Consider the following 25,626-nt stretch of genomic DNA (forward strand, 5'->3'; position numbering starts at 1 on the left):
AGGAAAACTATTTTTTTATATATCAAAAGCGTTATCGTTATTTACGATGACGCTTTTTTATTTAGATGAATCCCTAACGATCAATTGAGATTCTAAAATAATTTTATTCAACGTCTGCTTTACGACTTCTTTTTCTATATAGCCTAAAAATGTTTCGGCAGCCAACCTTCCTATTTGTGCACTATGTTGACTAACACTGGTTATGGAAGGGGTCACCAAAGATGTAAACGGTTCATTACCAAAACCTACAAGTTTTATATCTTGAGGAACCTTTATATTTTTTTCCTTTAAAACCTGCAAAGCTCCCAAAGCAGCATAATCACTGGCAACATATACGGCATCCGGTCTGTTTTTTAGAGCTAATAACTTTTCAATTTGCAATCTTCCATCATCCAAAGTTAAACCGCTTTCGATAAGTAATTCGTCTTCGGTAGGTAACTTATGCTTCTTAATTGCATCGACATAGCCGCGTATTCTGTTATTGAAAATTCTTGTTCTTCTAAATCCGCCTATATGTGCAATGCGTTTACACCCTTGGGCAACTAAATGATCCACGATCATATGACTACTTTGATAATCATCAATACCAACATAATCCACATTTAGGTCATTCTCACCCCTATCGAACAAGATCAAAGGAATACCCTTGGATTTTATTTTCTCATAATAAGAAAGATCAACGGTTTCATTGGCCATAGAAGCAATGATGCCATCAACTTGAGTATATAAAAGTGCATCAATATTCTTACACTCTTTTTCAAATGACTCGTTAGACTGGGTGATAATAATATTATACCCGGCCTTATTAAGAACTTCCTCCATATTTTCGACTACCGATGAAAAGAAATTACTATTCGTTCTAGGCACGATTACCCCTACCAAATTACTTTTTCCTTTTCGTAAGGCACTTGCCAAATGATTAGGTTGGTAATTTAATTCTTCAGCGACTTGCTTAACGGCTTTTTTCGTCTTTATACTTATTCGCGCATCGTCATTTAAAGCTTTGGAAACCGCTGCGGTAGAAATATGCAAAACATTAGCAATGTCTTTTAAAGTTGTTCTTTTTTTATTCAATTACTTTATATATATTTGTTTAATCGATTAACCAAAAGTAAGACTTTAATTGAAGTAAACAAAAAAGGTCTATTTTGGTTATTTTTTACCTAAAGTGGTTAATCGATTAAACAAACGATAATTTAGTACATATAAAACTTAATAAACAACATGAAAAAAGTAGTAACATTCGGTGAAATAATGCTTCGTTTAGCACCACAAGGATTTTTAAGGTTTTCACAAGCCAATAATTTTGATGTAGTATATGGTGGAGGAGAATCTAACGTTGCTGTTTCATTAGCTAATTATGGTGTTCCTGTAGATTTCGTAACACGTTTACCTAAGAATGACATTGGTGAATGTGCCATGATGGAAATGCGCAAAAGAGGTGTTGGTGTAGATAAAATTGTATATGGTGGTGATCGTTTAGGTATTTATTTCCTAGAAACGGGAGCGGTATCTAGAGGTAGTAAAGTTGTTTACGACAGAGCTCATTCTGCCATTGCAGAGATAGAGTCTGGAATGATCGATTGGGATGCTGTTTTTGAAAATGTAGAGTGGTTTCATTGGACGGGTATTACACCGGCCATTTCACAAGGTGCCGCAGATGTTTGTTTAGAAGCTGTTAAAGCTGCAAGTGCAAAAGGTATTACGATTTCAACGGATTTAAACTATAGAGCTAAACTTTGGACATACTGTGATGATGCACATAGAGAAAAAATAATGGCCGGTTTAACCGAGTATTGTGATATTATTTTAGGTAATGAAGAAGATGCTGAAAAACACTTTGGAATTCACCCAGAAGGACTTGACGTACATAAAGATGGTGCCGATGTTAAAGCGGAAGCTTTTTTATCTGTATGTAAGCAGATGATGAAAAAATTCCCTAAAGCGAAAAAAGTGATTACTACTTTAAGAGGTTCTATATCTGCTTCTCATAATACATGGGCAGGTGTTCTTTGGGACGGAAATAAAATGTACGAAACCCGCCAATACCAAATTACCGATATCGTTGACCGTGTTGGTGGTGGTGATTCTTTTATGGGAGGTTTGATCTACGGATTATTAAAATACCCAGAAGATGATCAAAACGCACTTGACTTTGCAGTTGCAGCATCTTGTTTAAAGCATACTATTAAAGGTGATGCCAACCTAGTTACCGTTTCTGAAGTTGAAAAACTTATGGGTGGTGATGCCTCTGGTAGAGTTGCAAGATAAATAGAACATAACCTATACTTCTAAAACCAAAAAAATGTCGAAAAAATCTGTTTTAATCCTTTGTGGCGGTGGTCCTGCTCCCGGTATCAATACCGTTATCAGTACTGTTGCGAAGGCATTTTTAAAAGATGATTATCGCGTTTTAGGTTTGCATGAAGGTTTTAAGGGAATTTTTAATGAAAATCCGCAAATAAAGGAATTTGACTTTTTCCATGCAGATAGGATTTTCAGTAGAGGCGGCTCTACATTAATAATGAGTCGTTTTAAACCTAAAAATGAAAAACTAAACACTAACCTGTTTATTGATAACAATGTAAAGCTGTTGGTAAGTATAGGTGGTGATGACACCGCCTCTACCGCCAACAGAATTACTGGTTATTTAGAGAAAGAAGGTATTTCTATTGCTAATATTCACGTACCTAAAACCATTGACAACGATTTACCGTTACCGGATAGAAACCCAACATTTGGTTTTCATTCTGCAAAAGATGAAGGTGTACGTATAGGGAACACTACTTATGAAGATGCACGTACAAGTCAAAACTGGTTTGTTATGTCTACCATGGGTAGGTCTGCAGGGCACTTGGCTTTTGGTATAGCGGCAAGTTGCCACTTTCCAATGATGATCATACCAGAAATGTTCGATCGTACTTCTATCACCTTTGATAAAGTGGTACGAATGGTCATTTCTTCAATGATCAAACGTAAAATTGAAAATATCCATTATGGTGTTGCTCTAATAAGTGAAGGTGTATTTCACAATATGCCCGATTCAGAATTGAAAAAGTGCGATATTAATTTCACATATGATGACCACGGGCATCCAGAATTAGGCAATGTAAGCAAAGCGCATATTTTTAATATGCTCGTTCAAAAAAAATTAAAAGAATTAGGTATTCATATTAAAAGTAGACCAGTTGAACTGGGTTACGAATTACGCTGTTGCAGACCTATTGGTTTTGACCTTACACTTTGTACGGTTTTAGGTCTAGGCGTAAAAAAATTATTCGATGAAGGCAAAAGTAGCTGTATGGTCACAGCAAATTCTAGAGGTGAAATAACGCCTTTGTTCTTGTCTGAAATACAAGATGAAAATGGTAAAATTGCGCCTAGATTGGTGAAAATTAATTCAGAATTGGCAGAATTATGCTTTCAAAATTTATTTTATGTAGGCGAAGGTGATTATGATGATGCAAAAAAATATGTTGACAACCCTTCAGACTACGATTTCAACAAAATTTTAACCGAGAAATAAAAAACAAATGGCACAATATTCAAGAATAGAAGTAGCAAATGTAATGAAGGAATCGGGTATGGTACCTTTGTTCTACCACCCAGACATTGAGTTAGGTAAAAAGATTTTACAAGCTTGTTATGATGGTGGTGCACGTTTAATGGAATTTACCGCTCGTGGCGATTTCGCTTTCGAAGTGTTTTCTGAATTGAACAAGTACGCTATTAAGAACTTACCTGGTATGATTATGGGTGTAGGATCTATCACCGATGCTGCGGCAGCTTCTTACTACATGTCAATAGGTGCAAATTTTATTGTGACACCATCTTTAAGAGAAGATATTGCAATTGTTTGTAACCGTAGAAAAGTATTATGGTCTCCTGGTTGTGGTTCATTGACCGAAATCAACAAAGCCGAAGAAATGGGCTGTGAGATTGTAAAATTATTTCCTGGTTCTCTTTACGGACCTGGATTTGTAAAAGGAATTAAAGGACCTCAACCTTGGACAAGCATTATGCCAACAGGTGGTGTAAGTACAGATGAGGATAACTTAAAAGGTTGGTTCGATGCCGGTGTAACTTGCGTTGGTATGGGATCAAAATTAATCAGCAAAGATATTTTAGCTAATAGAGATTACGCAGGGTTAGAAGCTTTGGTTAAAGAGACCTTGGCAACGATCAAAAAATTAAGATCATAAAGTATAGAGGCAGTACACTAAGTATCACAACTATATTTAGAACTGTCTTTTAAAAGTGCATATTTAAGTTGTTAGTTGGAAAAGGGCATTAAAATCATGGCAATACGCCAGATTTTGTGCCCTTTTTATTTTAAACCGAAAGAAAGTCTACGCTCAATGAATAGATTATTGGCTATCAACCTAATAGGTTAATATTACTATTACAATACATAATGATAACTTAATTAATACGACCTCTAACAAAGTTATTACCCAATTAGTTTATATTTTAGAAGCATGAAATGCAATTTAAGCACCATGTACAGGCTACAATTAATACTGGCTATTTTTGTGTTTTTTTTGCCTATTAGCTCAAAATCGCAAACTTCAATTGACAGCTCCCTGCATTACAGAAAAGCTATCATAAACCCTTCTCAACCTCAAGACCTTGCTTCGGGAGTACATTATTTCTCCAAGAAAAAAAATCAAGATTTAGCGTTAAGAGACACCTTAAACGCAATATATGACCTAAGGCTTCTTTCTATCGCCGAATTTAAAATAGGTAATAATTTTAGTAGTGAAAATCACATTGTTGAAGCATTGAATCTTATTGAATCTATGCAGGCAAAAGATACATTGATCAATTCAAGAGTTGGTCTCTACAACCAATTAGGGCGTATCTATAGAGCTTCTCACAATTCAGCCGAAGCCATTAAAACCTTTGACAAAGCATTGCTCATTGCCAATAAATTAAATGACAGTGTCATTATCTTAAATAACAAGGCCAACATCTACAAAGACCTACTAGACTATAAAAATGCATTACGTATTTATTCGTTCTTATTTGAAAAACGTTCTCATTTTTCAAATGACTATCAAACCACATTAGTAACAGATAATTTAGGACTTGTACAATCAAAACTTAATATACCAGAGGGTTTACAAAACCTAAGGAATGCTTTAAAACTAAGGCAAAAAAATAACGATATAATTGGCCAACATGCTAGCAACACTCACTTGTCTGAGTATTATCTAGACAGAAAGGATACTACAAAAGCTCTGTTATATGCTAAAAAAGCCCTTGCCCTATCAGATAAACTCAATAGCAGTTCTTTTAAGTTAGAATCTATTTCACAATTGATGAACTTGAACAAAAACCCATTAATTCATGAGTATAAGAAATTGACCGATAGTATTTCGAATGCCAAACAAATGGCAGAAAATAAAAATGCTTACCTTAAATACAATGTCGCAGAAGAGCAAAAGAAAACCCAAGCCAGCATACTACTGCAAGAAATAGAATCACGTAAACGTTTAGCCTACCAAGCACTTGCTTTAATTATTTTTTTAATCTTCATTGGGTCTTATTTCATTTATAGAAATAGATACCGAAAAGCAAAAATTGAAGAAGTCTATAAAACAGAGACTAGAATTGCCAAAAAGGTACATGATGAAGTTGCAAATGATATGTATAAAGTAATGACCTCTCTTGAGAATAATTCGGGCATAGATAGTAAGGTTTTAGACGAAATGGAAAAAATTTATACCAAAACGCGAGATATTTCCAGAGAAAATAGTGCAATTGACCTAAGACAAGATTTCGGACTTCAATTAAACGATTTGTTACTTGGGTATAAGAATGATAAAGTAAAAGTAATTACCAGAAATCTTTCTAAAATGCCTTGGGAGAATATTCCTGAACTTAAAAAGACCGCTATATATAGGGTTTTACAAGAACTGATGACGAACATGCGCAAACATAGTCAAGCCACATTCGTCACTTTGGTTTTTCAAAAAGAAGGTTCAAAAATTCACATAAATTATCGAGATAACGGAGTAGGATGTGATCTTTTTAAAAAAAATGGCCTTCAACATACGGAATCCCGTATCGCTTCTTTAAATGGAACTATTAATTTTGAAACTAAGCAAGGTGATGGCTTTAAGGCATCAGTAATAATTTAATGCATGTTCAAAAAAGTTTTAATTGCGGAGGATATGGAAGACATCAACAAAGGTGTGTTTTCATTACTGACCGAATTGGGTGTAACACAAATAGATCAGGTACAATATTGTGATGATGCCTATTTAAAGATAAAAAGAGCTGATTTGGATTCAGTTCCTTTTGATTTAGTCATATCTGATCTTTCTTTTAAAGTAGACCACAGATCGCAAACATACCCATCTGGGCAAGATTTAGTCGCTAAACTCAAAACTGATTTCCCAAACCTAAAAGTAATCGTATACTCGGTAGAAGACCGCCTACAGGCCGTTCGTACACTGTTTAACCAACATCATATCGATGCCTATGTTTGTAAGAGCAGATCAGGACTAAAAAATTTAACACAGGCTATTAGTGAAATTGCCCAAGGCAACAAATTTTTATCTCCGGAGGTTTCAAATGCATTTAGTACCGAAAACGAGCTTGAAATTGATGACTATGACATTTTACTTTTAGATCATCTCAGTAAGGGCTTATCTCAAGATGAAATCAGTGCATTATACAGAAAGGAGAATATTTCACCTGCAAGTTTAAGTTCTATCGAAAAAAGACTGAACAAATTACGAATTCAATTCAATGCCAAAAATGCCATTCACCTTGTGGCTATTGTAAAAGATTTAGGTCTAATTTAATAATATATTGAAACCTTACGGAAAACCGTAATACTCTTACCTATAATGATATTAGGTTTGTTGTAGCTTAGCAATAGGCACACTGACCATAAATTTAAACAACTATTACCATGGCCATCCTGCTGAAAAGGTATTTCGGGGGAACTGACCGATTTGGCGGGTATGGCCTATTTAATAAATTAAACCATTCAACAAAAAATTATGCGTAAACTAATTACCTTATTATTTCTTTTTTCAATTCTAATTCCCAATACAAACAATGCTCAAGATAATGGTGCCGTAGTTGCCGGTGCAGTTGGTGCACTAGCCGCGATCGGAGCAGGTGTAGCTGCAGTAGAACAAATGAAAGAACGTGCCGAATTGACCGCAACCGAATGGTTATTGGCGAACAACCCGAACATCACTAGCTTTTCATTAAAGACAATTGATTTTGAAGGTAAAAAATTAAAAGACATGTCTTCTGCCTCTGTCATCACCTTTAAAATACAAGAATTTATACCTGCCGATAAACCTGAGTTAAATGGTAAGAAACAAGTATTGCTGGGTTTTACAAGTCACGGTTGGATAAATGAATATGGTATTGATTTCAATAAAATAAAATGGTTTCTAATTGATGAAGCGGAATGGACCAACATGATGGTATCTTATGTTAAGGTTGCATCTGGTGTCTCTAGTGATTTCAATGTAACATCAACTTTACAAGAGGGACGTATTGTCAACAAAGGTGTCAAAATCAAAAATAAAATGACCATACCATTCTATCAACTTTCCGGTGACATGTATGTTGTTACCGACTATTCCGATGAGATGAAATTTATTTATAACGAACGATCCTTAGGTATTTTCTTGAAAGATACAAGAGACCTCGTGCAAATTAAAAGAAGTAGTCTAATTGAATTGCATGAATTCTTTTTTGAAGAATAAATAAGTTAAACAGCCGCGGCAATATCAACTGCAACCTTTAGTTTACTTTGCCCGCTTCCATAAACAACCCCTTTTAAAGGCGGCACATCGTAGTAATCTCTACCCCAACCCACTACTATATGTTGATCCTTTGGAATCTGATTGTTTGTTGGATCAAAATCTACCCAACCAAAACCCGGTATGTAAATGGCAAACCAGGCATGTGAAGCATCGGCACCTATTAACTTTTCTTTACCTGGAGCTGGCAAGGTTTCTATATAACCACTTATGTACCTTGCCGGTAAACCAACAGATCGTATACAGGCAATAGCTATTTGGGCAAAATCTTGACAAACACCTTTTTTCTCCTTCATCACTTCTTCAATTGGTGTAGAAATGGTAGAGAATTCTGAGTCGAAATCAAAATCGGTATATATGCGCTGCATCAATTCGTATGCCGCTTCAAAAACAGACCTATCTCCTTTAAATGATAATTCTGCATAATCACGTATCGCCTTATCTGTTCGTCTAATGAAAATCGATTCTAGAACATACTGTTTGGCATCAAGAATTTCCGCATCCACACTCTGTAAAGCAGCAAGGGCATCGTTCATCGTAATATTTTTGCATGCTTCGCTGTTGAAGGATTCATGATACTTTGCATACTCCCTTTTAATTTTACTTCTTGTAGTAACCTTTAGGTTTCTATGTTCTGTTTGTATAGAAAAACGGGTAATATAATTACCAAAGAAATCTCTACGCTCGGTAATTTCTGCAGGCTCGGGAGAAATTTCTATAACATAATCTAACAGCTCTTGCCCTTTAGAAGCTCTTGGGCGTAACGTAGCAATATTATGACAATAACTTACCGGAGCGTTATAATCATATTGGGTGATATGTGTAACGTTGAATATCATTGTTAAATAGGAAAAGACTGAATAAACAATTGAGTTTGCTTGTCTGTATGATTAAAATAAGTATTAGATATTGATTGCGATGTTTTATACAACAAATCTGACAGCTCCTTTAAAAGGGTATCTAACCGGTCTCGCTTAAAATCTGTTTCTGATTTGGTTTTTGCTAATTCAATAGATTCCGCCAACCTTAACTTTGAGAATGCTTCAAAAACAAATTTCTGATAGTTGCTTAATTGATGATCATGTTTGGAGTGCGGCAGTCTTGCGATATCTTTTTGCAATCTATTGATCATAAAGGTCAAAGAACGGGCATAGTCCAAGTCCAACACTACTAAATCCAACACATGCGCTAATTCTATATGAGAACGGTAACTGTATCTGTATATATTAAGGCTTTCATGACTGGTCAACAAATATTCTAACAGATCATACTCTACCTGCTCATCATATTTTATGGTTAAGAGGGCCCTACATTTGGTAATATTCAAGGTACTTTGCTCTAATTGCAAGCCTATAAAATATAACAACAAACCTTGTTGTACCATTATACTTTCCTCAATAAGCCCCATAAAAGCAATTAAGCGAGTAATCAACTGGTTTAATACTTTCAGAATTTTATTAATGGAGTGATCCTCACCTTCAACCAACGAATTCCAAATTTTCTGGATATTCTCAAAAACCCGCCACATATCTGAGGACCACAAATTACGAATGGAATAGTATGAATTACCGAACATACTTATGGTATGTGCCAAGCTGCCTACTCTATTCTTATCTAAAATAACCGAAAGCATTTCTTCATATGGATTATCCATGGCCAACTTGCCATCTTTATCCTTATCTACAAACCCAGGATAAGTACCTGTCAACTGGGTTACTGCTTTAAACAACACCTTCAATTTCTCTGAATCTGGCTGTTCATCTCTATGTTGAACAATCGCCATTTGCCGCATTACGGTGCGTAAAAAACGTGCATTTACCAATGTACGACCCACATAGCGCCCTGCCCAGTATAAGTTTTCAGCCGTTAAACTCGGTAGGTCATTTAGGCCTGATATGGCTACAGATGATTTGCGTTGCCAATGTCTGCTTTTATCTTCTTTAATAGGTTCATCGTCCAGTATCCAAAAATCTTTGCTGGTACCTCCTCTCTGGTTTGAAACACGTACCGTTTCCCCATCTGGCGCTACCCTTACCAAACCACCCGGCATAACCGAATACTCTTGTTTTGAAGCGATACAAAAAGCTCGTGCTACCACATTTCTTGGCTCCAATTGTTCTTTGGTAAAATTTGGTGCGGTAGAAAAATTGATACGTTCTTGTGCAACAAAACGATACGGCCGTTCTTTAATTACTTTTTTTAATTCTTCTAGCTCTTCAGTGCTCATTTGCTCACCAAAATAGATACTTTCCCTATTGGTGCGATCAATCCTTTTTATGACCAATTTTGATATGTTCTCAAGAACGTAGTTTCTTTCTTTTTCTTGACCGCACCACCAAGACGCTATTTGGGGTAATTTTAATTCTTCGTTTTTAAAGAACTTGGCAATGGCGGGCATAAAAGGAATTAAACCAGGATTTTCGATTACTCCGCTCCCTATAGGGTTAATGACAGCTACATTTTTTCTACGTACCACATCTAATAATCCGGCAACGCCCAAATGTGAATCTTCACGAAGTTCTAAAGGATCTGTAAAGGCATCATCGACCCTGCGCAATACTACATCGATCTGTTTTAATCCTTGTAAGGATTTCATCCAAAGATACCCATCACGTACCACCAAATCATTACCTTGTACCAATGGATAACCCAAGAAAGAAGCCATATAGGCATGTTCAAAATAGGTTTCATTATGTGATCCGGGGGTAAGAATTACAATATTGGGATTTTCTTTTTTACCCGGTGCGGCATCGATTAGCATTTGATTGAATTCTTGAAAGAAACCCGACAAACGCTTTACTTTCATTTCGGCATATAGATCTGATAGAATTCTACTGGTCGTGGATCTATTCTCTAAAGCGTAGCCCATGCCCGAAGGTGCTTCCGTTCTATCATTTACCACCCATAAACGACCATCTGTACCTCTACATAGGTCTGCAGCATAAATAGATAAATACCGCTCTAACTGAAGTTCCATACCAGAACATTGCCTAAGAAAACCTCTGTGACCATAAATGACCTCAAACGGTACTATGCCGTTCTTTATTAGTTTTCGCTCACCATAAACATCTTTCAATACCAAATTGAGCAGTTCTGCCCTTTGCTTTAATCCTGCTTCAACCTCTGCCCACTCATTTTGGTGTAACATAAATGGAACTACATTTAGGTTCCAAGGTCTATGCATTCCTTTAGGATCGTTATAGACGTTATATGTGACCCCATTTTCAGATAACAACCAGTCAATATCTTTTTGACGTGCTGATAAACCTGTAATTCCTAATGTATCAAAACTGGAAAATAACTTACTCCAATAGGGTTTCATACCATTGTTCAATGAATACATTTCATCATTGCCACGTTGGGTATCATAATTATTAAACCAGGTAGTTTTTGTTGTTGGCATTACCTCTTCAATTACTTCTTACGTAAATCCGTTACATGTGGATATTCCGGATTGACCGGCATCTCTTTGTATACAAATGTATTTGAACCTTTCTTAGGTTCTACCATTCTGCCCGTAAAATTTGTTGAAGCGACCAATTCTGTAGGTGTCACTTCATCTTGCGTCATGCCAATATCCCAAAATCTATTAATTCTTCGCGATTCTGCTTCAAGACTATTAACCGGGTAAGTATCATAAGAACGACCACCTGGGTGTGCCACAAAATAGGTGCAGCCACCAATTGACTGCCCGTTCCAATCATCGACTATATCGAATACCAACGGCGTATCTACACCAATGGTGGGATGCAATGCAGACCACGGCTCCCAGGCCTTAAAGCGAACGCCCGCTACATATTCTCCCTTTGTTCCCGTTGAGCTCAATTCAATTTTTACGCCATTACATGTCAACGAATAACGTTTCTCATTAAAATTATTGACTTTTACCTGTACCCTTTCCAACGAAGAATCTACATAACGCGATGTACCTCCACCGGTCATTTCCTCCCCAAGCACATTCCAAGGTTCTATGGCCATACGTAGTTCCATTTGTATGGTATTGACATCGACCATACCATATAATGGAAAACGGAATTCAAAGAAAGGATCAAACCAGTCTAACTTGAACGGATAACCCGCTTCGTTCAACTGCTCTACTATGTCTTTAATATCTTCTTTTACGTAATGTTCCAATAAAAACTTATCATGCAATTCTGTTCCCCAACGCACCAATTTATGCTTGTAAGGTTTTTTCCAGAACCATGATACCAACGTACGCACCAATAACATTTGCATTAAACTCATTTGTGCATGTGGGGGCATATCAAAGGCACGTAGCTCTAAGATGCCCAAACGCCCAGATGAGGAATCGGGCGAGTATAATTTATCTATACAAAACTCTGCCCTATGGGTATTACCCGTAATATCTGTCAACAAATGCCTGAACAAACGATCCGTGATCCAGAAAGGTACTTCTTCATCATCGGGTATTTGAGAAAAAGCGATTTCTAGCTCATATAAATTCTCCAACCGAGCTTCATCTACACGTGGTGCCTGACTCGTTGGCCCTATAAATGCCCCGGAAAATAAATAGGATAAACCTGGGTGATGTTGCCAAAAGGTCAATAAGCTTCGTAATAACTGTGGATTCCGTAACAGCGGACTATCAGCCGGAGTTACTCCACCCAAAGTTACATGGTTGCCACCACCCGTACCGGTGTGCTTACCATCTAACATAAATTTTTCGGTACCTAAACGGGCTTGTTTTGCCTCTTCGTAAAGTGTCAATGTATTATCCGTTAGTTCTTGCCAGTTTTTTGCCGGATGCACATTTACTTCAATAACCCCAGGATCAGGAGTTACTTTCAGTACTTCTAGCCTATTATCCCTAGGTGGCTCATAACCTTCTAAAATTACAGGAACGTTCAGCTCTTTTGCGGTTGCTTCTATACTCGCTACCAGATCCAAAAAGTCTTCGGCACTATCTAATGGTGGCAGGTAAAGGAAAAATTTATTTTCCCTTACCTCAGCACAAATAGCCGTACGTACATAAGGGTGCTTTCTTGGGTGACCATTTGACTTCATTTTCAAGCGCTTCTGCAATGCTTCGCCCGGTATGGGCAAGTCTGGTGAAGGTTCAAATAACTCAACCTCTGCCGTTGGTTCAGAAGGTATAGGCGGGTCTTGAGGCAATGCGCCCAAGGGCAAACGGAGTCCGATAGCCGAGTTACCGGGTGTTAAAAACAAATGCTTGTTTCTAAATTTCCATTTATTCGTGAGCCACTTGCTGTTCTTTTTAGTTAGAGGATACACGTGCCCCACAACTTCTCCAATACCATTTTCCAATATCTCACCTAGCTTTCTGCGAAGGTGGCTATCATCTTTATTATATTTTTTAGGATTTACATCTACCGGTAGTTTGCCTTCTTCCCACAAAAAGTAAAATGCATCTTCATAAGCAGGCATTACGCTATTGGTCTTACATCCCAAAAACCCGCCTAAAGTCTTTAAAAATCGCTTGGTGATATTTCTGGGCATTTTGTATTCCTCAGAAAAAGATGCGAGTAGGCTAGGGTCGTTCCAAATTGGTTTTCCATCTTTTCGCCAATGAATACCGATCAACCAACGAGGTAATGCTTCACCAGGGTACCATTTTCCTTGCGCATGGTGTAGAACACCTCCCTTACCGAACACCTCTAATAATCTTGTGGATAGTTTGCTCGCCAGTTCTCTTTTATGTTCCCCATCTGCTGCAGTATTCCACTCTTCAGATTCCATATCATCTATGGAAACAAATGTAGGTTCGCCGCCCATTGTTAAACGAACATCATTCGCCTGTAGCTCTTCTTCAACTTTAAAACCAAGATTATAAATGGCATTCCATTGCTCTTCCGTGTATGGTTTTGTTACTCGTGGCGATTCGAATATTCTAGTTACCGAATTTTCAAACTCAAAAGTGGTTTCCGCAAAATCACTGAATCCGCTTACCGGTGCCGCACTTTCATACGATGGCGTGCACGCTAGTGGAATATGACCTTCACCGGTAAAAAGTCCAGATGTGGCATCTAAACCGATCCATCCGGCTCCGGGCAAATATACTTCTGCCCATGCATGAAGATCCGTAAAATCTTCTTCAGGACCTGACGGACCATCCAATGATTTTTCATCGGATTTTAATTGTACCAAATACCCAGAAACAAAACGTGCCGCCAAGCCCAAATGGCGAAGTGTTTGAACTAGCAGCCAAGCAAAATCTCTACAAGAACCTAATTTCGCTTCTAAGGTTTCCTCACAGGTTTGCACACCGGGCTCCATTCGCAAGGTATAATTCAAATGGTCATAAAGCTTGCCGTTCAACTCGATTAGAAAATCAATACTTCGTTTTGGGGTTAGGTCTATCGTTGATAACCATTCCTTTAAAAGTGGACCGCTCTCCACTTTTTCCAAATAAGGCAATAATTCTTTTTTAGCCTCTTCAGAATATTCAAAAGGAAATTCCTCCACTGATTCTTCAACAAAAAAATCAAACGGATTTATTGTTTTTAAGTCCGCTATGATTTCTACATCAACAGAAAGCTCTGTAGTCTTTTCAGGGAAAACAATTCGTGCCAAATAATTACCAAAAGGATCCTGCTGCCAATTAAAGAAATGATTCTCTGGCTTTATTTTTATTGAATATGCCTCTATAGGAGTTCTGCTATGTGGTGCCGGGCGTAACCTAAAAATATGTGGTGACAAATTTATACTTCTGTCATAGATGTATTTGGTTTTGTGTTTGATTGCTACTTTTAGTGCCATACGGTTGTGGGATTTCGGTAATACCTAATATAAGCACTAAAATCAGCAAATGAATACAACTACACCTTAATCACAAAATTTTTATACAAATTAGAGTTGGAACGTTTTTTATTGATAGATTCTTAATGCGAGGGTATAATTGTTGACTTTTTTTGGATAGAACAAAAGAAGAACCATAATGATATTGACCTTATCCATTATAGACTCATCTATTTTTTCGTAAATTGAAACTTGCACAAAGCTCTTAACATATGGAAAAGGCACTACAGACCATGATTGATAATATGCCCGAAAAAACGGGAAAATCTTTAAATGAATGGAAAACCATTCTCAAAGAAAAATCATTTGCCAAACATTCTGAAGGAGTAAACTTTTTAAAGAAGGAACACGGAGTAACACATGGGTTTGCCAACACTATCGTCACCTTATCAAAAGAAGAAAACAACTCCCCTACCGACTTGGTCGATCAGCAGTATAAAGGAAAAGAAAACCTTTTTCCAATTTATGAAGCTATTCTTAATGCTGTAAAAACCTTTGGAAATGATGTTGTAATAACGCCTAAGAAAACTACGGTAAGTCTTATTCGTAAAAAACAATTTGCCTTGATTAAACCGGCAACTAAAACTAGAATTGACCTGGGCATAAAAATAAAGGATAAGCCAACAACAGATCGCTTACAAAATTCTGGTCCGTTTGGCACTATGTGTACACATAGGGTTCAGCTCACCGAAGTTTCTCAAGTGGACTCTGAATTAATTGATTGGTTAAAGGAAGCTTATGAAAAGGTTAGTTAACCAAACACATATTAATTATATTACTTTAAGCTATCATACTTTTTCATGGCACTGTACCTTTGCCCAATGAGTATTGAACAGACTGCTATAAAAACCACATATTTTAGTATTATTGGAAATATCCTTTTAGCTCTTATTAAAGGATTAGCTGGATTCTTCGGTAACTCATACGCTCTTATAGCCGATGCCATAGAATCAACAACCGATATTTTCTCCTCTATTTTAGTATTGTTAGGGTTTAAGTATGCAGAGAAACCAGCAGATGAAAATCACCCTTACGGTCATGGCAAAATAGAACCCATCATCACTTTCCTAATTGTTGCTTTTCTAGTGATATCGGCAACGGTTATTGCCTATGAAAGCATTGAAAATATTCAGACTCCCCATAAAGTTCCAAAAGCATGGACATTAATTGTTCTAGGTTTGATAATTGTATGGAAAGAAATCTCATATCGCGTTGTTATTAAGAAGAGTAATGAGACACAAAGCTCCTCTTTAAAAGCAGACGCTTGGCACCATAGAAGTGATGCTGTTACTTCGATCATGGCTTTTATAGGTATATCAATTGCCCTAATTTTTGGCAAGGGCTACGAAACGGCAGATGATTGGGCCGCTCTAATTGCCTCTGGTTTTATTCTTTACAATAGCTATTTAATTTTACGCCCTGCCTTAGGTGAAATAATGGACGAGCAACGCTATGACGAACTACTAGAAGAAATACGTCAAAAATCACTAGAGGTCTCAGGGATTACCGGTACCGAAAAATGTTTTATAAGAAAAGCGGGAATGAAATTTCATATTGACTTACACGCTATGGTAGATGGTACTATATCGGTTACAAAAGGTCATGATATTGCACATTTACTAAAAGACCATTTACATAACGAAATTCCGAACTTAGGTCATATATTAATTCATATTGAACCCGATGATTTGTAGCAAAAACTACAAATGCAACAACGCCAAAGCATCTTCGGTTTTATCTTCTGCCAACCACTGCTGTGCTAATTTATGCAATGCAGTACTATTTTCACCGCTATTCAATATGGATTTTACCTCTGCATTTTCAGCAATAATGGCTATTGCTTCTTTGGTAGGTAATTGTTCTAAATTTCCTAATCGCCCTAAATTATTACCTGTTAAAACGGTACTATTACGCACGGCTTCCGGTAACATATCTACACCAATACCTTTGGTACGTATAGGTTTAGGAATTTCAAACAAAGCATCGCCATTAGCCCTGCAGTACCAATTACCACCCATACGGGCAACTAAATCTAATTTTGGAGTATCCAGTTTCCCTTCGGCATCTAGAAACGCTTTTTTTACATGAATCTGTACCACTTTGGCTAGGACTAAATTACCTGCCCCCGGTCCGTCGCCCAATGCTATTACCTGATCAACCACACACTCAAATGCCACGGGTGCCTCTCCCACTCTTGGCGGGTTTACTTTATCACTTGGTACTTGCGTTAAACCTGCTTTTACAAATTCATTTACCCCATCACCATATTCGGTACTAGACAATGACATTTGCTCTACCATGTCATAATTCACGATATTGATTACCGTTTCTTTTACCTCCAATACATTCTCCAAGGTATGCTTGGTGGTATTATCACGCCCTCTTCTGGACGGTGAAAAAATCATGATCGGCGGATTAACGCTAAATAGATTAAAATAACTAAACGGACTCAAATTTACATTACCCTCTTTATCTACCGTACTGGCAAAGCAAATAGGTCTTGGCGCAACGGCAGACAGTAAATAACCGTGTAATTCTTGTTGTGAAATATTTGCGGGATCTATGGTATTTATTTCTTCGTGTTGTGACATTGTGCTCTATTATTCTTAATTATTTACTAGGCAATATAGTGCCGGTTACTTCACCAAAACCAACCCTTACGCCTTCTTTTTCTGCAAAGCCCTTTAAGGTTATGGTATCATTATCTTCAATAAAGGTGCGCATGCTTCCGTCTTTTAATTCGAAAGGCTTTTTACCGCCCCAAGAAATCTCTAGCAATGATCCATATGAGCTTTCATCTTTTCCGGATATGGTACCCGATGCCATGACATCGCCAACATTTACATTACACCCATTTACGGTATGATGTGCTAATTGCTGCATCATATTCCAATACATGTATTTAAAGTTTGAGCGACTAATTATGGTTTCTTCCGATGCTTGCGAAGCCATGCCTACTTCTAACTGAATATCATAATTATGCTCTCCTTCAACTTCTAAATAAGAAAGTACTGTCGGTTCTTGCTCCGGACCCTCTACCTTAAACGGTTCTAATGCTTCTAAAGTAACGATCCATGGTGACATGGAAGATGCAAAGCTTTTTCCTAAAAACGGACCTAAAGGCACGTATTCCCATTTCTGAATATCGCGGGCAGACCAGTCGTTGAACAATACAAGACCAAAAATATGTTCCGCTGCATTCTCAACTGATATTCGCTCACCAAGCTGTGTAGATTTGCCTACTACGAACCCCATTTCCAATTCAAAATCTAAACGATTGGATGCCTGAAAAACAGGTGCTTCCATTTCATTGGTCTTAACCTGCCCCATAGGTCTGTGAATATCCGTGCCACTCACCACAATTGAGGATGCGCGACCGTGATAACCAACAGGAATATGTCGCCAATTGGGCAACAAAGCATTTTCTGGATCACGGAACATTTTACCCACATTAGTAGCGTGTTCTATACTGGAATAAAAATCCGTGTAGTCTCCCACCTGGACAGGCAAATGCATTGTAGCATCTTTCTGCAACACAAAAACTTCTGGGTGATTCTTTAGCGGAGAATTCTCTATTACCAATAGCTTCTGAATATCTAACCGAACTTTGTTGGTGGTTTTCTTTCCTAACGCGATAAACTCATTTAAGGTTTTCTGCCTAAAAAAAGTAGCCTCTACATCTAACAAACCCAATTCTGACACTGCTGCCAAATCAATAATCTGTTCACCAATAGCAATACCTGCTCTTGGTTCATCTGAATTTAAAGAGAAGATTCCAAAAGGAAGGTTATAGATAGAAAAATCTGAGTTATTGGGTACTGAGACCCATGTATTTAATTTTGCCAAGCTTTTTTATTTAAATATTCTAACCAATCTAGCCTTCGACTGCGCTCAGGGTGACAATATCAATTCAATTAAACAACACCTTCCAATAGTCAGACAAGCTCAAAATGATTTTCTACTACCACTATCTATCGCTTTACTTATCCAACCACGATTTATAATAATCGCCATCGTCTAATTTTAGGGCATTTTCAGTAACCATTAAAGGCTTGAAAGTATCAATCATAACAGCAAGTTCTTCCGAACCTTTTTGACCTATGCTTCGTTCTGCAGCACCTGGGTGCGGACCGTGAGGTATACCTGCAGGATGCAAAGATATATTACCTGGCTGCACTCCGTTTCTACTCATAAAATCGCCATCAACATAATACAGCATTTCGTCAGAATCTATGTTAGAATGATTGTATGGTGCCGGTATGGACTGCGGATGATAATCGTACAATCTTGGTACAAAAGAACAGATTACAAAGGCATTTGTCTCAAAAGTTTGATGCACTGGTGGCGGCTGGTGAATTCTACCGGTTATTGGTTCAAAATTGTGAATGGAGAATCCGTACGGGAAATTATAACCATCCCAACCAACAACATCGAAAGGATGCCCAACATACACCATTTCATGCATGACCCCTTGCTTTTTCACCATTATCAAGTGCTCATTGGTATCTGTAAAGGTTTCTAAATTCTGCGGCAATTTATAGTCGCGCTCACAGAATGGGGAATGCTCCAATAGCTGACCAAACCAATTACGATATCTTTTTGGCGTATAGATAGGCGAGTACGATTCCGCATACAAAATGCGATTGTCCTCACTATCAAAATCTATTTGATAAATTGTACCCCTGGGAATTATCAGATAATCTCCATACTCAAAAGGAATCTGTCCAAAAATAGTTCTTAAGGTACCTGAACCTTTGTGAATGAACAACATTTCGTCGGCATCGGTATTCTTATAGAAATACTCACGCAATGACTTTCGTGGAGCCGCTACTCCAATAATGATATCGCTATTGACCAAAAGTGGCTCGCGCGCAGCTAAAAAATCATCTTCTGCAGGCGCATTAAAACTCACTAGTTTCAACGAACGTATATTCTTCTCCAAAGCAATTTTAGGAGAAACGTCTGTACTCTTCACAATCTCTTTGACCATAGTTGGTCGGTTATGATGATATAGTAAAGAAGACATACCATCAAAGCCAATGGTACCGAACAATTGCTCTGAATACAATTCTCCGTTTGGCTTTCTAAACTGCGTATGCCGTTTAGGTGGCAACGCTCCCTGCTTATGATAAATAGGCATATACGTTCGTTTTGCTAGTTACTACTATTTTATTAAAATTAAGCTATTCTGTGCTTGTCAAGAAATCTTTTGAACTTATAAGGTACCTCTTAATTCTTGCTCACGCTCAATAGCTTCAAACAATGCTTTGAAATTTCCTTTTCCAAAAGAAGTAGCTCCTTTTCGTTGAATGATTTCAAAGAACATCGTTGGTCTTGCCTGTACCGTTTTGGTGAAAATCTGCAATAAATATCCTTCATCATCTCGATCTACTAAAATACCCAGTTTTCTCAATGACTCAATATCTTCGTCTATCTCTCCCACTCTTTCGGTCAATACATCATAATACGTTGTAGGTATGGTCAAGAACTCGACCCCTCTACTTTTTAAATCAGAAACCGTTTTTACGATATCATCTGTTGCCACAGCAATATGTTGAACTCCTTCTCCTTCGTAAAACTCCAAATATTCATCAACTTGAGATTTTTTCATACCAGGTGCCGGCTCGTTTATCGGAAACTTGATTCGACCATTACCGTTACTCATCACCTTACTCATTAGCGCGGTATAATCCGTAGAAATATCCTTATCGTCAAAAGACATTATTTGCTTGAAGCCCATAACATTTGCGTAGAAATCTACCCAATAGTTCATTTTACCTTCGTTGACGTTACCTACCATGTGATCTACGAATTTTAATCCTGTAGATGTTGGTTGATAATCGCTTTCCCATTTTTGGTATCCTGGTAAAAATGTACCACTGTAATCTTTACGCTCCACAAAAATGTGAACTACCTCACCGTAAGAATAAATACCCGAACTTACTACTTTACCGTGTTCGTCTTCTTCTGTTTTAGGTTCCATATAACTTTTAGCACCTCTTTTCATAGCCTCTTCATAGGCATATGTAGCGTCATCTACCCAAAGGGCAGTTACCTTAACACCATCGCCATGCTTGTCTATGTGCCTACCCACATCTGTACCACTTTTAAGCGGAGAGGTCAATACTAACCTGATCTTATCTTGTTCTACCACATAAGATTCAAAATCTCTACTACCGGTTTCAAGACCTTTATATGCCAATGACTTAAAACCAAATGCCGTTTTATAATAATGTGCCGCTTGTTTAGAATTACTTACATAAAGTTCTAAATAATCGGTACCGTTAATAGGCATAAAATCTTGTGCCTCTTTGTGATTGTTTTGTTTTACTGTTGCTGTTGACATAGTTCTGGGTTTTATATTTTTATTTCGTTTATTGTTGCTTCTGCAACATATGTGTTAAAATTTTTTAAGCTGTGGTCGTTTGCGATTTCATCATTACTTCCAACGCTGCTAAAAGTGCTTTGTTCGCTTCTCTTACTCCAAATGAAATTCTAACTTTTCCCGGAGCTCCAAAATTGCCTACCGGGCGCACCATAATACCACGCTGCTCTAAGAATGTAGTAAACTCCATATCATTAATAGGCGGATCTATTAGTACAAAATTACCCTGGGTAGGCCAGTATTTGATTTGTAAAGCATCAAGTCCGTTCAAAACAAACCTTCTTTCCTCCTTTACCAATGCTACGGTCTTGTTTACAAAACCTACATCTTCCAATGCGGCAATAGCACCTTCCAAAGCGGGAGTGGACAGTAAAAAGGGCTTACAGATTTTACGCATGTAATTACTAATTTCTAAAGGAGCATAGCAATACCCTACTCGTAAACCTGCCAAACCATAAGTCTTTGAAAAACTATTGATAGCTACAACATTTTTACCTTCTACCACAAAGGGTAATCCTGATGTGTAATCTTCTGCTTCTGCAAAATGTCTGTACACCTCATCTAATACCAATACTACATGTGCCGGTAATTTTTCAATAAAGCTTCTTAAATCCGCCATTGGAATATAATTCCCTGACGGATTATTAGGTGAGGCAAGAAATACCAACTTTGTTCTATTTGTTATAGCTGCTAGAATTCCATCTAAATTATAGTCATAATTCTCGGTCATTGGCACATTGATAGCCTTAGCGCCCATCCAACGGGTAAAAGCGGTATAGGGAAGAAAACATGGCTGACTAACGATTACCTCATCATTTTCGCTTAAAAATACCTTTGAAATCATATCAATAATCTCAGAACCACTATTTGCAGTTATAAAGTTATCTGCAACTAAAGCTCCGTCAAAATCTTTTACCAAAGCTTCTCGCAACCTAATATCTGTATTATCTGGATATAGGCTTAAATCTTCAAGTGCATTTGACAATGCCTCTTTTACCTTTGGTGAATATCCTAACGGATTCTCATTAGATGAAAGTTTGTGCACCGTAATACCATCTGGCATTACAATTTTCTTACCACCACCTTTATAGGTGCTGTCTTCTAATATATATTTCTTGAAACCTAGTTGCATATTCTTCTACTTTATACCTTGTTTGGACAAAGTAAAAATACAAAATATTTTGTATATTGTTGCATTAACAACAATTTTAACGATAAACTCCTGTATTTTTGGAAGAATAACTTTGAGATTATGGACAGGACGGAGGGCTTTGGTGTATATATTGATCGTACTTTAAAAAAAGTACAGAGTACATTTTTACAGGTTTTTGCAGAAAATAACATTGACCTAACTATTGAGCAGTGGGTAATTTTACAACGTGTACATCTACAAGGTAAAGATGCCTCACAGGCAGATATTGCCAAATCTAATTTTAGAAATAGGGCTACAACATCTAGGGTCATTAGCGGATTATGCAAAAAAGGGTTACTAAGAAAGTCTAGATTTAGGGATGATCAGAAAAGATATAAACTGGTGATTACAGAAGAAGGTTCTACTCTTATTAAGCAGGTAATGCCATTTATTCTTGACTTAAGGAAAGTTAGTACCCTAGGAATCACCGAAGAAGAGTTTGAAATCTTCTATAAAGTTCTTGATCAATTATGGGAAAACTTTGACCAATATGAAGGTCGTTCATAGCTGTATTTTAGCATATAAAAGAAATAATTAAAATTTTATTGATTTTGGTTTTACCAGTCTATAAAAATCACTAAGTTTGCACCCACATTTGAAAAAATGGTGTCGGTCGCATAGCTCAGCTGGATAGAGCATCTGCCTTCTAAGCAGACGGTCGGAGGTTCGAATCCTCCTGCGATCACTCTGAAGCCCCTTTTAAGGGGCTTTTTTGTACCTTTTATTTATTCAAATAATTCTAATATTATGTTAGTCTATTAATCTTAAGCTTTTTACTACTTTTGAGATACCAAGACCATCATCAAACCTCTATGTATACACTCACTTACGAATCTACAGCCGTTAAAACCTTAACCAGTGCAGAAATGGAGTCTTTGCTTGAAAAAGCACGAACACATAACAAAAGTGAAAACATTACCGGCTGCCTTATTTATTATAAAGGAAAATTTGTACAACTATTGGAAGGTGATAAAAAGAAAGTACAAGAGCTTTACGATAGAATAGTCGAAGATCCACGCCATAAAAAAGTTACTTTATTTTCTGAGGATGAGATTGCAAACAGAACTTTCCCTAATTGGGGTATGGCCTACTACCCGATGGATGATGAACACCCAAATAAATATGAACTTGAACAGTTTAAAAGAAACCTAATACTACTTTCCGATCTTATTGAGCCCACCAATTTAACGGCCAAACATTTTTGGATAAAGACAAAAACAATGATAGCCGAGCCACCTAAATAATTTATTTAGTCCTCTGAATTTTCATTTTCGTTATCACTCTTATCATCATCACTGTCCTTAATTAACGGATGATCTGTTCTACCTAAACCGATTATCTTAATAATATTGATAATGGTGTTATATAACATTAATACCACCACTATTAATGCCGAGCTTAATATGGCACTTACTGCGATCGTAATGTAATAAATGGCATCAAAATAGCTTGAAGGTATATTTTCACTCTCAGTAACCGGTAAATTAAAAACCAAAAAGAACAGTAAGGAAGCTATAAAAATTGCAGTATCTAGCTTTGCTATTTGCATTATGTGCATATAATGATCGTTCTTCAACTTTGAATTTGTACCCGAACTAACACCCAGCAAAGTCAACATCAATGCCAAAATTGTTGCTGATGCCAACACTATGGTATTACACAGCGTGTTCAACCCTGTTAAGCTAGATTTTATTAAGACCTTAGCTTCATAGCCACTTAAATTACCGAGCATTAAGGTACCTAAACCAATAAAGGCCAATGAAATTAAGCCCCCAATAATTGCTCGTTTTGTATACCCCGATACTTTAATGTTCATCTATTTAAAACAAATTAATTAATCGTAAAATTCTAAAATGGCATTACAAACCGTACAAACACCCAGGTCACGGTAATACCAAAAATCATATGTGCAATGATCAATTGCAAAAAGAAATATGTCCAATTTATTTTTGGCGGATCCTTATGAAAACTGATCATCATTGACCAGCCTGCAACACCTATTATTCCCAAAATGAATCCTAAGAACAAACCTGTCCAAACCAAAATATCACCAGCTATATACACATAGTAGCAATACAGTATAGCCGCCATACAAATGCCTATAACAAAATGAATAATCCACCCGAGGTAATGGTTATCCCCGATACTTGAATTAACGGACTTCAAATTTGATATGAGTCCGTTTAACAAATGAGCTTCATTAAACTTATGACCGGTAACTGATTCTACAACATGGCTGAACCCGGTCATTATGGCGGTACCCAAAATGCCAGAGAAAAATATCGCCAAAATCTCCATATCTGAATATTATTTAAATCGTTAGGATATAGAAAATTAAATAAATTTTTGGCTTCGAAATCTATCTAAAATGTATTGAACAAAGAATAGTTTTTAATGGATTACTTTTTAAAACCGAACCCCCTTAATTTCATTGGTGTGAAAGACGACATGTAGAAATACCAATGATATAAAAAATCTATCGTCTAAAAAATCCGATCAGACTGATGGAAGAAATTATTGGAATTTTAGCAGGAATTTTTACGACCATTGCCGCTGTGCCACAAATTTTTAGAGCATGGAAAACAAAAAAAGTAGATGACGTTTCCCCAAAAATGTTTTTGGTACTTACCATAGGCGTTTCGCTATGGACTGTTTACGGTGCAATGAAACAAGATATTCCCATTATTATTACCAACGGTATTTCTACCATCTTAAACATAACCATGCTCATACTTATTATTAAATTTAGAAAAAAGTGATATGCAAGAACTATTCAAAACTTCATGGGAAACCGTAATGCTGATCTCGGTCAGCGCGTTTGGAATTTACATAGCAGTAATCCTATTTACCCGCATTGTGGGCAAACGAAGTTTTTCAAAAATGTCGAGTTTTGATTTTGCCATGACCGTAGCCGTAGGGTCTATCGTTGCTAGTACCATTCTATCATCTACGGTAAAAATGATTGAAGGCATCGTTGGTTTAGGCATAGTATATCTTTTACAGATAAGCGTTGCATTAGCGCGAAGAAATAAATCGGTGCAAAAAATTGTAGACAACTCACCATTACTGTTAATGGATGGGGAGGAAATTATCTCATCTAACTTAAGAAAGGCAAGAGTAACCGAGGGCGACCTTAGATCAAAATTGAGAGAAGCAAATGTTACGGAACTGAGCCAAATTAAAGCAGTTGTTTTTGAAACTACCGGTAATATATCTGTTCTACACAAAAAAAATGATTCTCCTTTGGATTTATGGATTTTGAAAGATGTAAAACGATCATAATTAACTTACTCTTTATTACCCATCAATTCACCTTTTTTGTGCTGTTTTAATACCATTATTTCTCTCATAGTTATAACGCACAACTTCTAATGAAAAGAGCAAAACAATTCTGAGTTCAAACTTTAATTTCAGGATAAGGAAATTTTTCACCCTAAAAATTTAAAATTATGAATTCAAAATATCAAAGTTGTTTAGAA

General features: G+C 37.0%; 23 protein-coding genes and 1 tRNA gene. 13 read left to right on the forward strand and 11 right to left on the reverse strand.

Annotated features, from left to right (window positions below; genetic code table 11):
* Positions 1-57: 57 nt before the first annotated feature.
* Positions 58-1,074, reverse strand: a complete 1,017-nt coding sequence (locus tag EXIGUO8A_RS04130; protein ID WP_159302037.1) for a LacI family DNA-binding transcriptional regulator — start codon at positions 1,072-1,074, stop codon at positions 58-60.
* Between the two features lie 150 nt (positions 1,075-1,224).
* Between EXIGUO8A_RS04130 and EXIGUO8A_RS04135 the strand changes: the two genes are divergently transcribed.
* The 6 genes from EXIGUO8A_RS04135 to EXIGUO8A_RS04160 all read left to right on the forward strand — a co-directional run bounded on the left by EXIGUO8A_RS04135 (position 1,225) and on the right by EXIGUO8A_RS04160 (position 7,736).
* Entirely contained in the window at positions 1,225-2,271 is a 1,047-nt protein-coding gene (locus EXIGUO8A_RS04135; RefSeq protein ID WP_116771023.1) for a sugar kinase, read from the forward strand.
* Positions 2,272-2,305: 34 nt separating this feature from the next.
* The gene (locus EXIGUO8A_RS04140) at positions 2,306-3,526 is read left to right on the forward strand and encodes a 6-phosphofructokinase (protein ID WP_159302038.1); all 1,221 of its coding nucleotides are present in this window, start codon (positions 2,306-2,308) and stop codon (positions 3,524-3,526) included.
* Positions 3,527-3,533: 7 nt separating this feature from the next.
* Positions 3,534-4,202 carry a bifunctional 4-hydroxy-2-oxoglutarate aldolase/2-dehydro-3-deoxy-phosphogluconate aldolase gene (locus EXIGUO8A_RS04145; protein ID WP_116771025.1) on the forward strand — a complete coding sequence of 223 codons (669 nt, stop codon included), beginning with the start codon at positions 3,534-3,536 and terminating at the stop codon, positions 4,200-4,202.
* 276 nt (positions 4,203-4,478) lie between these two features.
* Entirely contained in the window at positions 4,479-6,143 is a 1,665-nt protein-coding gene (locus EXIGUO8A_RS04150) for a tetratricopeptide repeat-containing sensor histidine kinase (RefSeq protein ID WP_159302039.1), read from the forward strand.
* Between the two features lie 3 nt (positions 6,144-6,146).
* On the forward strand, positions 6,147-6,812 hold the full coding sequence (locus tag EXIGUO8A_RS04155; protein WP_159302040.1) for a response regulator: 666 nt from the start codon (positions 6,147-6,149) through the stop codon (positions 6,810-6,812).
* A 201-nt stretch (positions 6,813-7,013) separates the two neighbouring features.
* Positions 7,014-7,736 carry a hypothetical protein gene (locus EXIGUO8A_RS04160; RefSeq protein ID WP_159302041.1) on the forward strand — a complete coding sequence of 241 codons (723 nt, stop codon included), beginning with the start codon at positions 7,014-7,016 and terminating at the stop codon, positions 7,734-7,736.
* 5 nt (positions 7,737-7,741) lie between these two features.
* Here EXIGUO8A_RS04160 and EXIGUO8A_RS04165 read toward each other — a convergent pair whose 3' ends face one another.
* From EXIGUO8A_RS04165 to EXIGUO8A_RS04175, 3 genes are read right to left on the reverse strand one after another with little or no spacing between them, the layout of a single operon-like run.
* Positions 7,742-8,632 carry a transglutaminase family protein gene (locus EXIGUO8A_RS04165; RefSeq protein ID WP_159302042.1) on the reverse strand — a complete coding sequence of 297 codons (891 nt, stop codon included), beginning with the start codon at positions 8,630-8,632 and terminating at the stop codon, positions 7,742-7,744.
* A 2-nt stretch (positions 8,633-8,634) separates the two neighbouring features.
* Complete coding sequence (locus tag EXIGUO8A_RS04170) at positions 8,635-11,196, reverse strand: circularly permuted type 2 ATP-grasp protein (protein WP_159302043.1); 2,562 nt, start codon at positions 11,194-11,196, stop codon at positions 8,635-8,637.
* A gap of 11 nt (positions 11,197-11,207) precedes the next feature.
* Positions 11,208-14,531, reverse strand: a complete 3,324-nt coding sequence (locus tag EXIGUO8A_RS04175) for a transglutaminase family protein (protein WP_159302044.1) — start codon at positions 14,529-14,531, stop codon at positions 11,208-11,210.
* Between the two features lie 251 nt (positions 14,532-14,782).
* Between EXIGUO8A_RS04175 and EXIGUO8A_RS04180 the strand changes: the two genes are divergently transcribed.
* Positions 14,783-15,325, forward strand: coding sequence for a DUF4287 domain-containing protein (locus EXIGUO8A_RS04180; RefSeq protein ID WP_159302045.1), 543 nt, complete (start codon positions 14,783-14,785; stop codon positions 15,323-15,325).
* 66 nt (positions 15,326-15,391) lie between these two features.
* On the forward strand, positions 15,392-16,264 hold the full coding sequence (locus EXIGUO8A_RS04185; protein ID WP_159304393.1) for a cation diffusion facilitator family transporter: 873 nt from the start codon (positions 15,392-15,394) through the stop codon (positions 16,262-16,264).
* Between the two features lie 6 nt (positions 16,265-16,270).
* Here EXIGUO8A_RS04185 and EXIGUO8A_RS04190 read toward each other — a convergent pair whose 3' ends face one another.
* From EXIGUO8A_RS04190 to EXIGUO8A_RS04210, 5 genes are all read right to left on the reverse strand, one after another.
* Positions 16,271-17,161, reverse strand: a complete 891-nt coding sequence (locus EXIGUO8A_RS04190; protein ID WP_159302046.1) for a flavin reductase family protein — start codon at positions 17,159-17,161, stop codon at positions 16,271-16,273.
* A gap of 19 nt (positions 17,162-17,180) precedes the next feature.
* Positions 17,181-18,416 carry a fumarylacetoacetase gene (fahA, locus tag EXIGUO8A_RS04195; RefSeq protein WP_159302047.1) on the reverse strand — a complete coding sequence of 412 codons (1,236 nt, stop codon included), beginning with the start codon at positions 18,414-18,416 and terminating at the stop codon, positions 17,181-17,183.
* 133 nt (positions 18,417-18,549) lie between these two features.
* A complete protein-coding gene (locus EXIGUO8A_RS04200; RefSeq protein ID WP_159302048.1) occupies positions 18,550-19,710 on the reverse strand; it encodes a homogentisate 1,2-dioxygenase in 1,161 nt (386 codons plus the stop codon).
* A gap of 75 nt (positions 19,711-19,785) precedes the next feature.
* Positions 19,786-20,916, reverse strand: a complete 1,131-nt coding sequence (gene hppD / locus EXIGUO8A_RS04205) for a 4-hydroxyphenylpyruvate dioxygenase (RefSeq protein ID WP_159302049.1) — start codon at positions 20,914-20,916, stop codon at positions 19,786-19,788.
* Positions 20,917-20,980: 64 nt separating this feature from the next.
* A complete protein-coding gene (locus EXIGUO8A_RS04210) occupies positions 20,981-22,087 on the reverse strand; it encodes a pyridoxal phosphate-dependent aminotransferase (protein WP_159302050.1) in 1,107 nt (368 codons plus the stop codon).
* 120 nt (positions 22,088-22,207) lie between these two features.
* Between EXIGUO8A_RS04210 and EXIGUO8A_RS04215 the strand changes: the two genes are divergently transcribed.
* From EXIGUO8A_RS04215 to EXIGUO8A_RS04225, 3 genes are all read left to right on the forward strand, one after another.
* Positions 22,208-22,654, forward strand: coding sequence for a MarR family winged helix-turn-helix transcriptional regulator (locus tag EXIGUO8A_RS04215; protein WP_159302051.1), 447 nt, complete (start codon positions 22,208-22,210; stop codon positions 22,652-22,654).
* 104 nt (positions 22,655-22,758) lie between these two features.
* Positions 22,759-22,832 (forward strand) — tRNA-Arg (locus EXIGUO8A_RS04220).
* A gap of 127 nt (positions 22,833-22,959) precedes the next feature.
* A complete protein-coding gene (locus EXIGUO8A_RS04225; protein ID WP_116771040.1) occupies positions 22,960-23,391 on the forward strand; it encodes a BLUF domain-containing protein in 432 nt (143 codons plus the stop codon).
* 5 nt (positions 23,392-23,396) lie between these two features.
* Here EXIGUO8A_RS04225 and EXIGUO8A_RS04230 read toward each other — a convergent pair whose 3' ends face one another.
* Both EXIGUO8A_RS04230 and EXIGUO8A_RS04235 read right to left on the reverse strand, forming a co-directional pair.
* The gene (locus EXIGUO8A_RS04230; RefSeq protein ID WP_201304104.1) at positions 23,397-23,963 is read right to left on the reverse strand and encodes a hypothetical protein; all 567 of its coding nucleotides are present in this window, start codon (positions 23,961-23,963) and stop codon (positions 23,397-23,399) included.
* A gap of 32 nt (positions 23,964-23,995) precedes the next feature.
* Positions 23,996-24,445: a hypothetical protein gene (locus tag EXIGUO8A_RS04235; RefSeq protein WP_159302052.1), complete on the reverse strand. Its 450-nt coding sequence runs from the start codon at positions 24,443-24,445 to the stop codon at positions 23,996-23,998.
* A 206-nt stretch (positions 24,446-24,651) separates the two neighbouring features.
* On the opposite strand from EXIGUO8A_RS04235, the gene EXIGUO8A_RS04240 reads away from it, so the two are divergent.
* Both EXIGUO8A_RS04240 and EXIGUO8A_RS04245 read left to right on the forward strand, forming a co-directional pair.
* Positions 24,652-24,906 (forward strand): SemiSWEET family sugar transporter, encoded by a 255-nt coding sequence (locus tag EXIGUO8A_RS04240; protein WP_116771042.1) that lies wholly within the window; start codon positions 24,652-24,654, stop codon positions 24,904-24,906.
* 1 nt (position 24,907) lies between these two features.
* Positions 24,908-25,429, forward strand: a complete 522-nt coding sequence (locus EXIGUO8A_RS04245; RefSeq protein ID WP_159302053.1) for a DUF421 domain-containing protein — start codon at positions 24,908-24,910, stop codon at positions 25,427-25,429.
* The last annotated feature ends 197 nt before the right edge of the window (positions 25,430-25,626 follow it).

This window comes from Maribacter litoralis (genome assembly GCF_902506355.1).
In the GTDB taxonomy this organism is placed as follows: Bacteria; Bacteroidota; Bacteroidia; order Flavobacteriales; family Flavobacteriaceae; genus Maribacter; species Maribacter litoralis.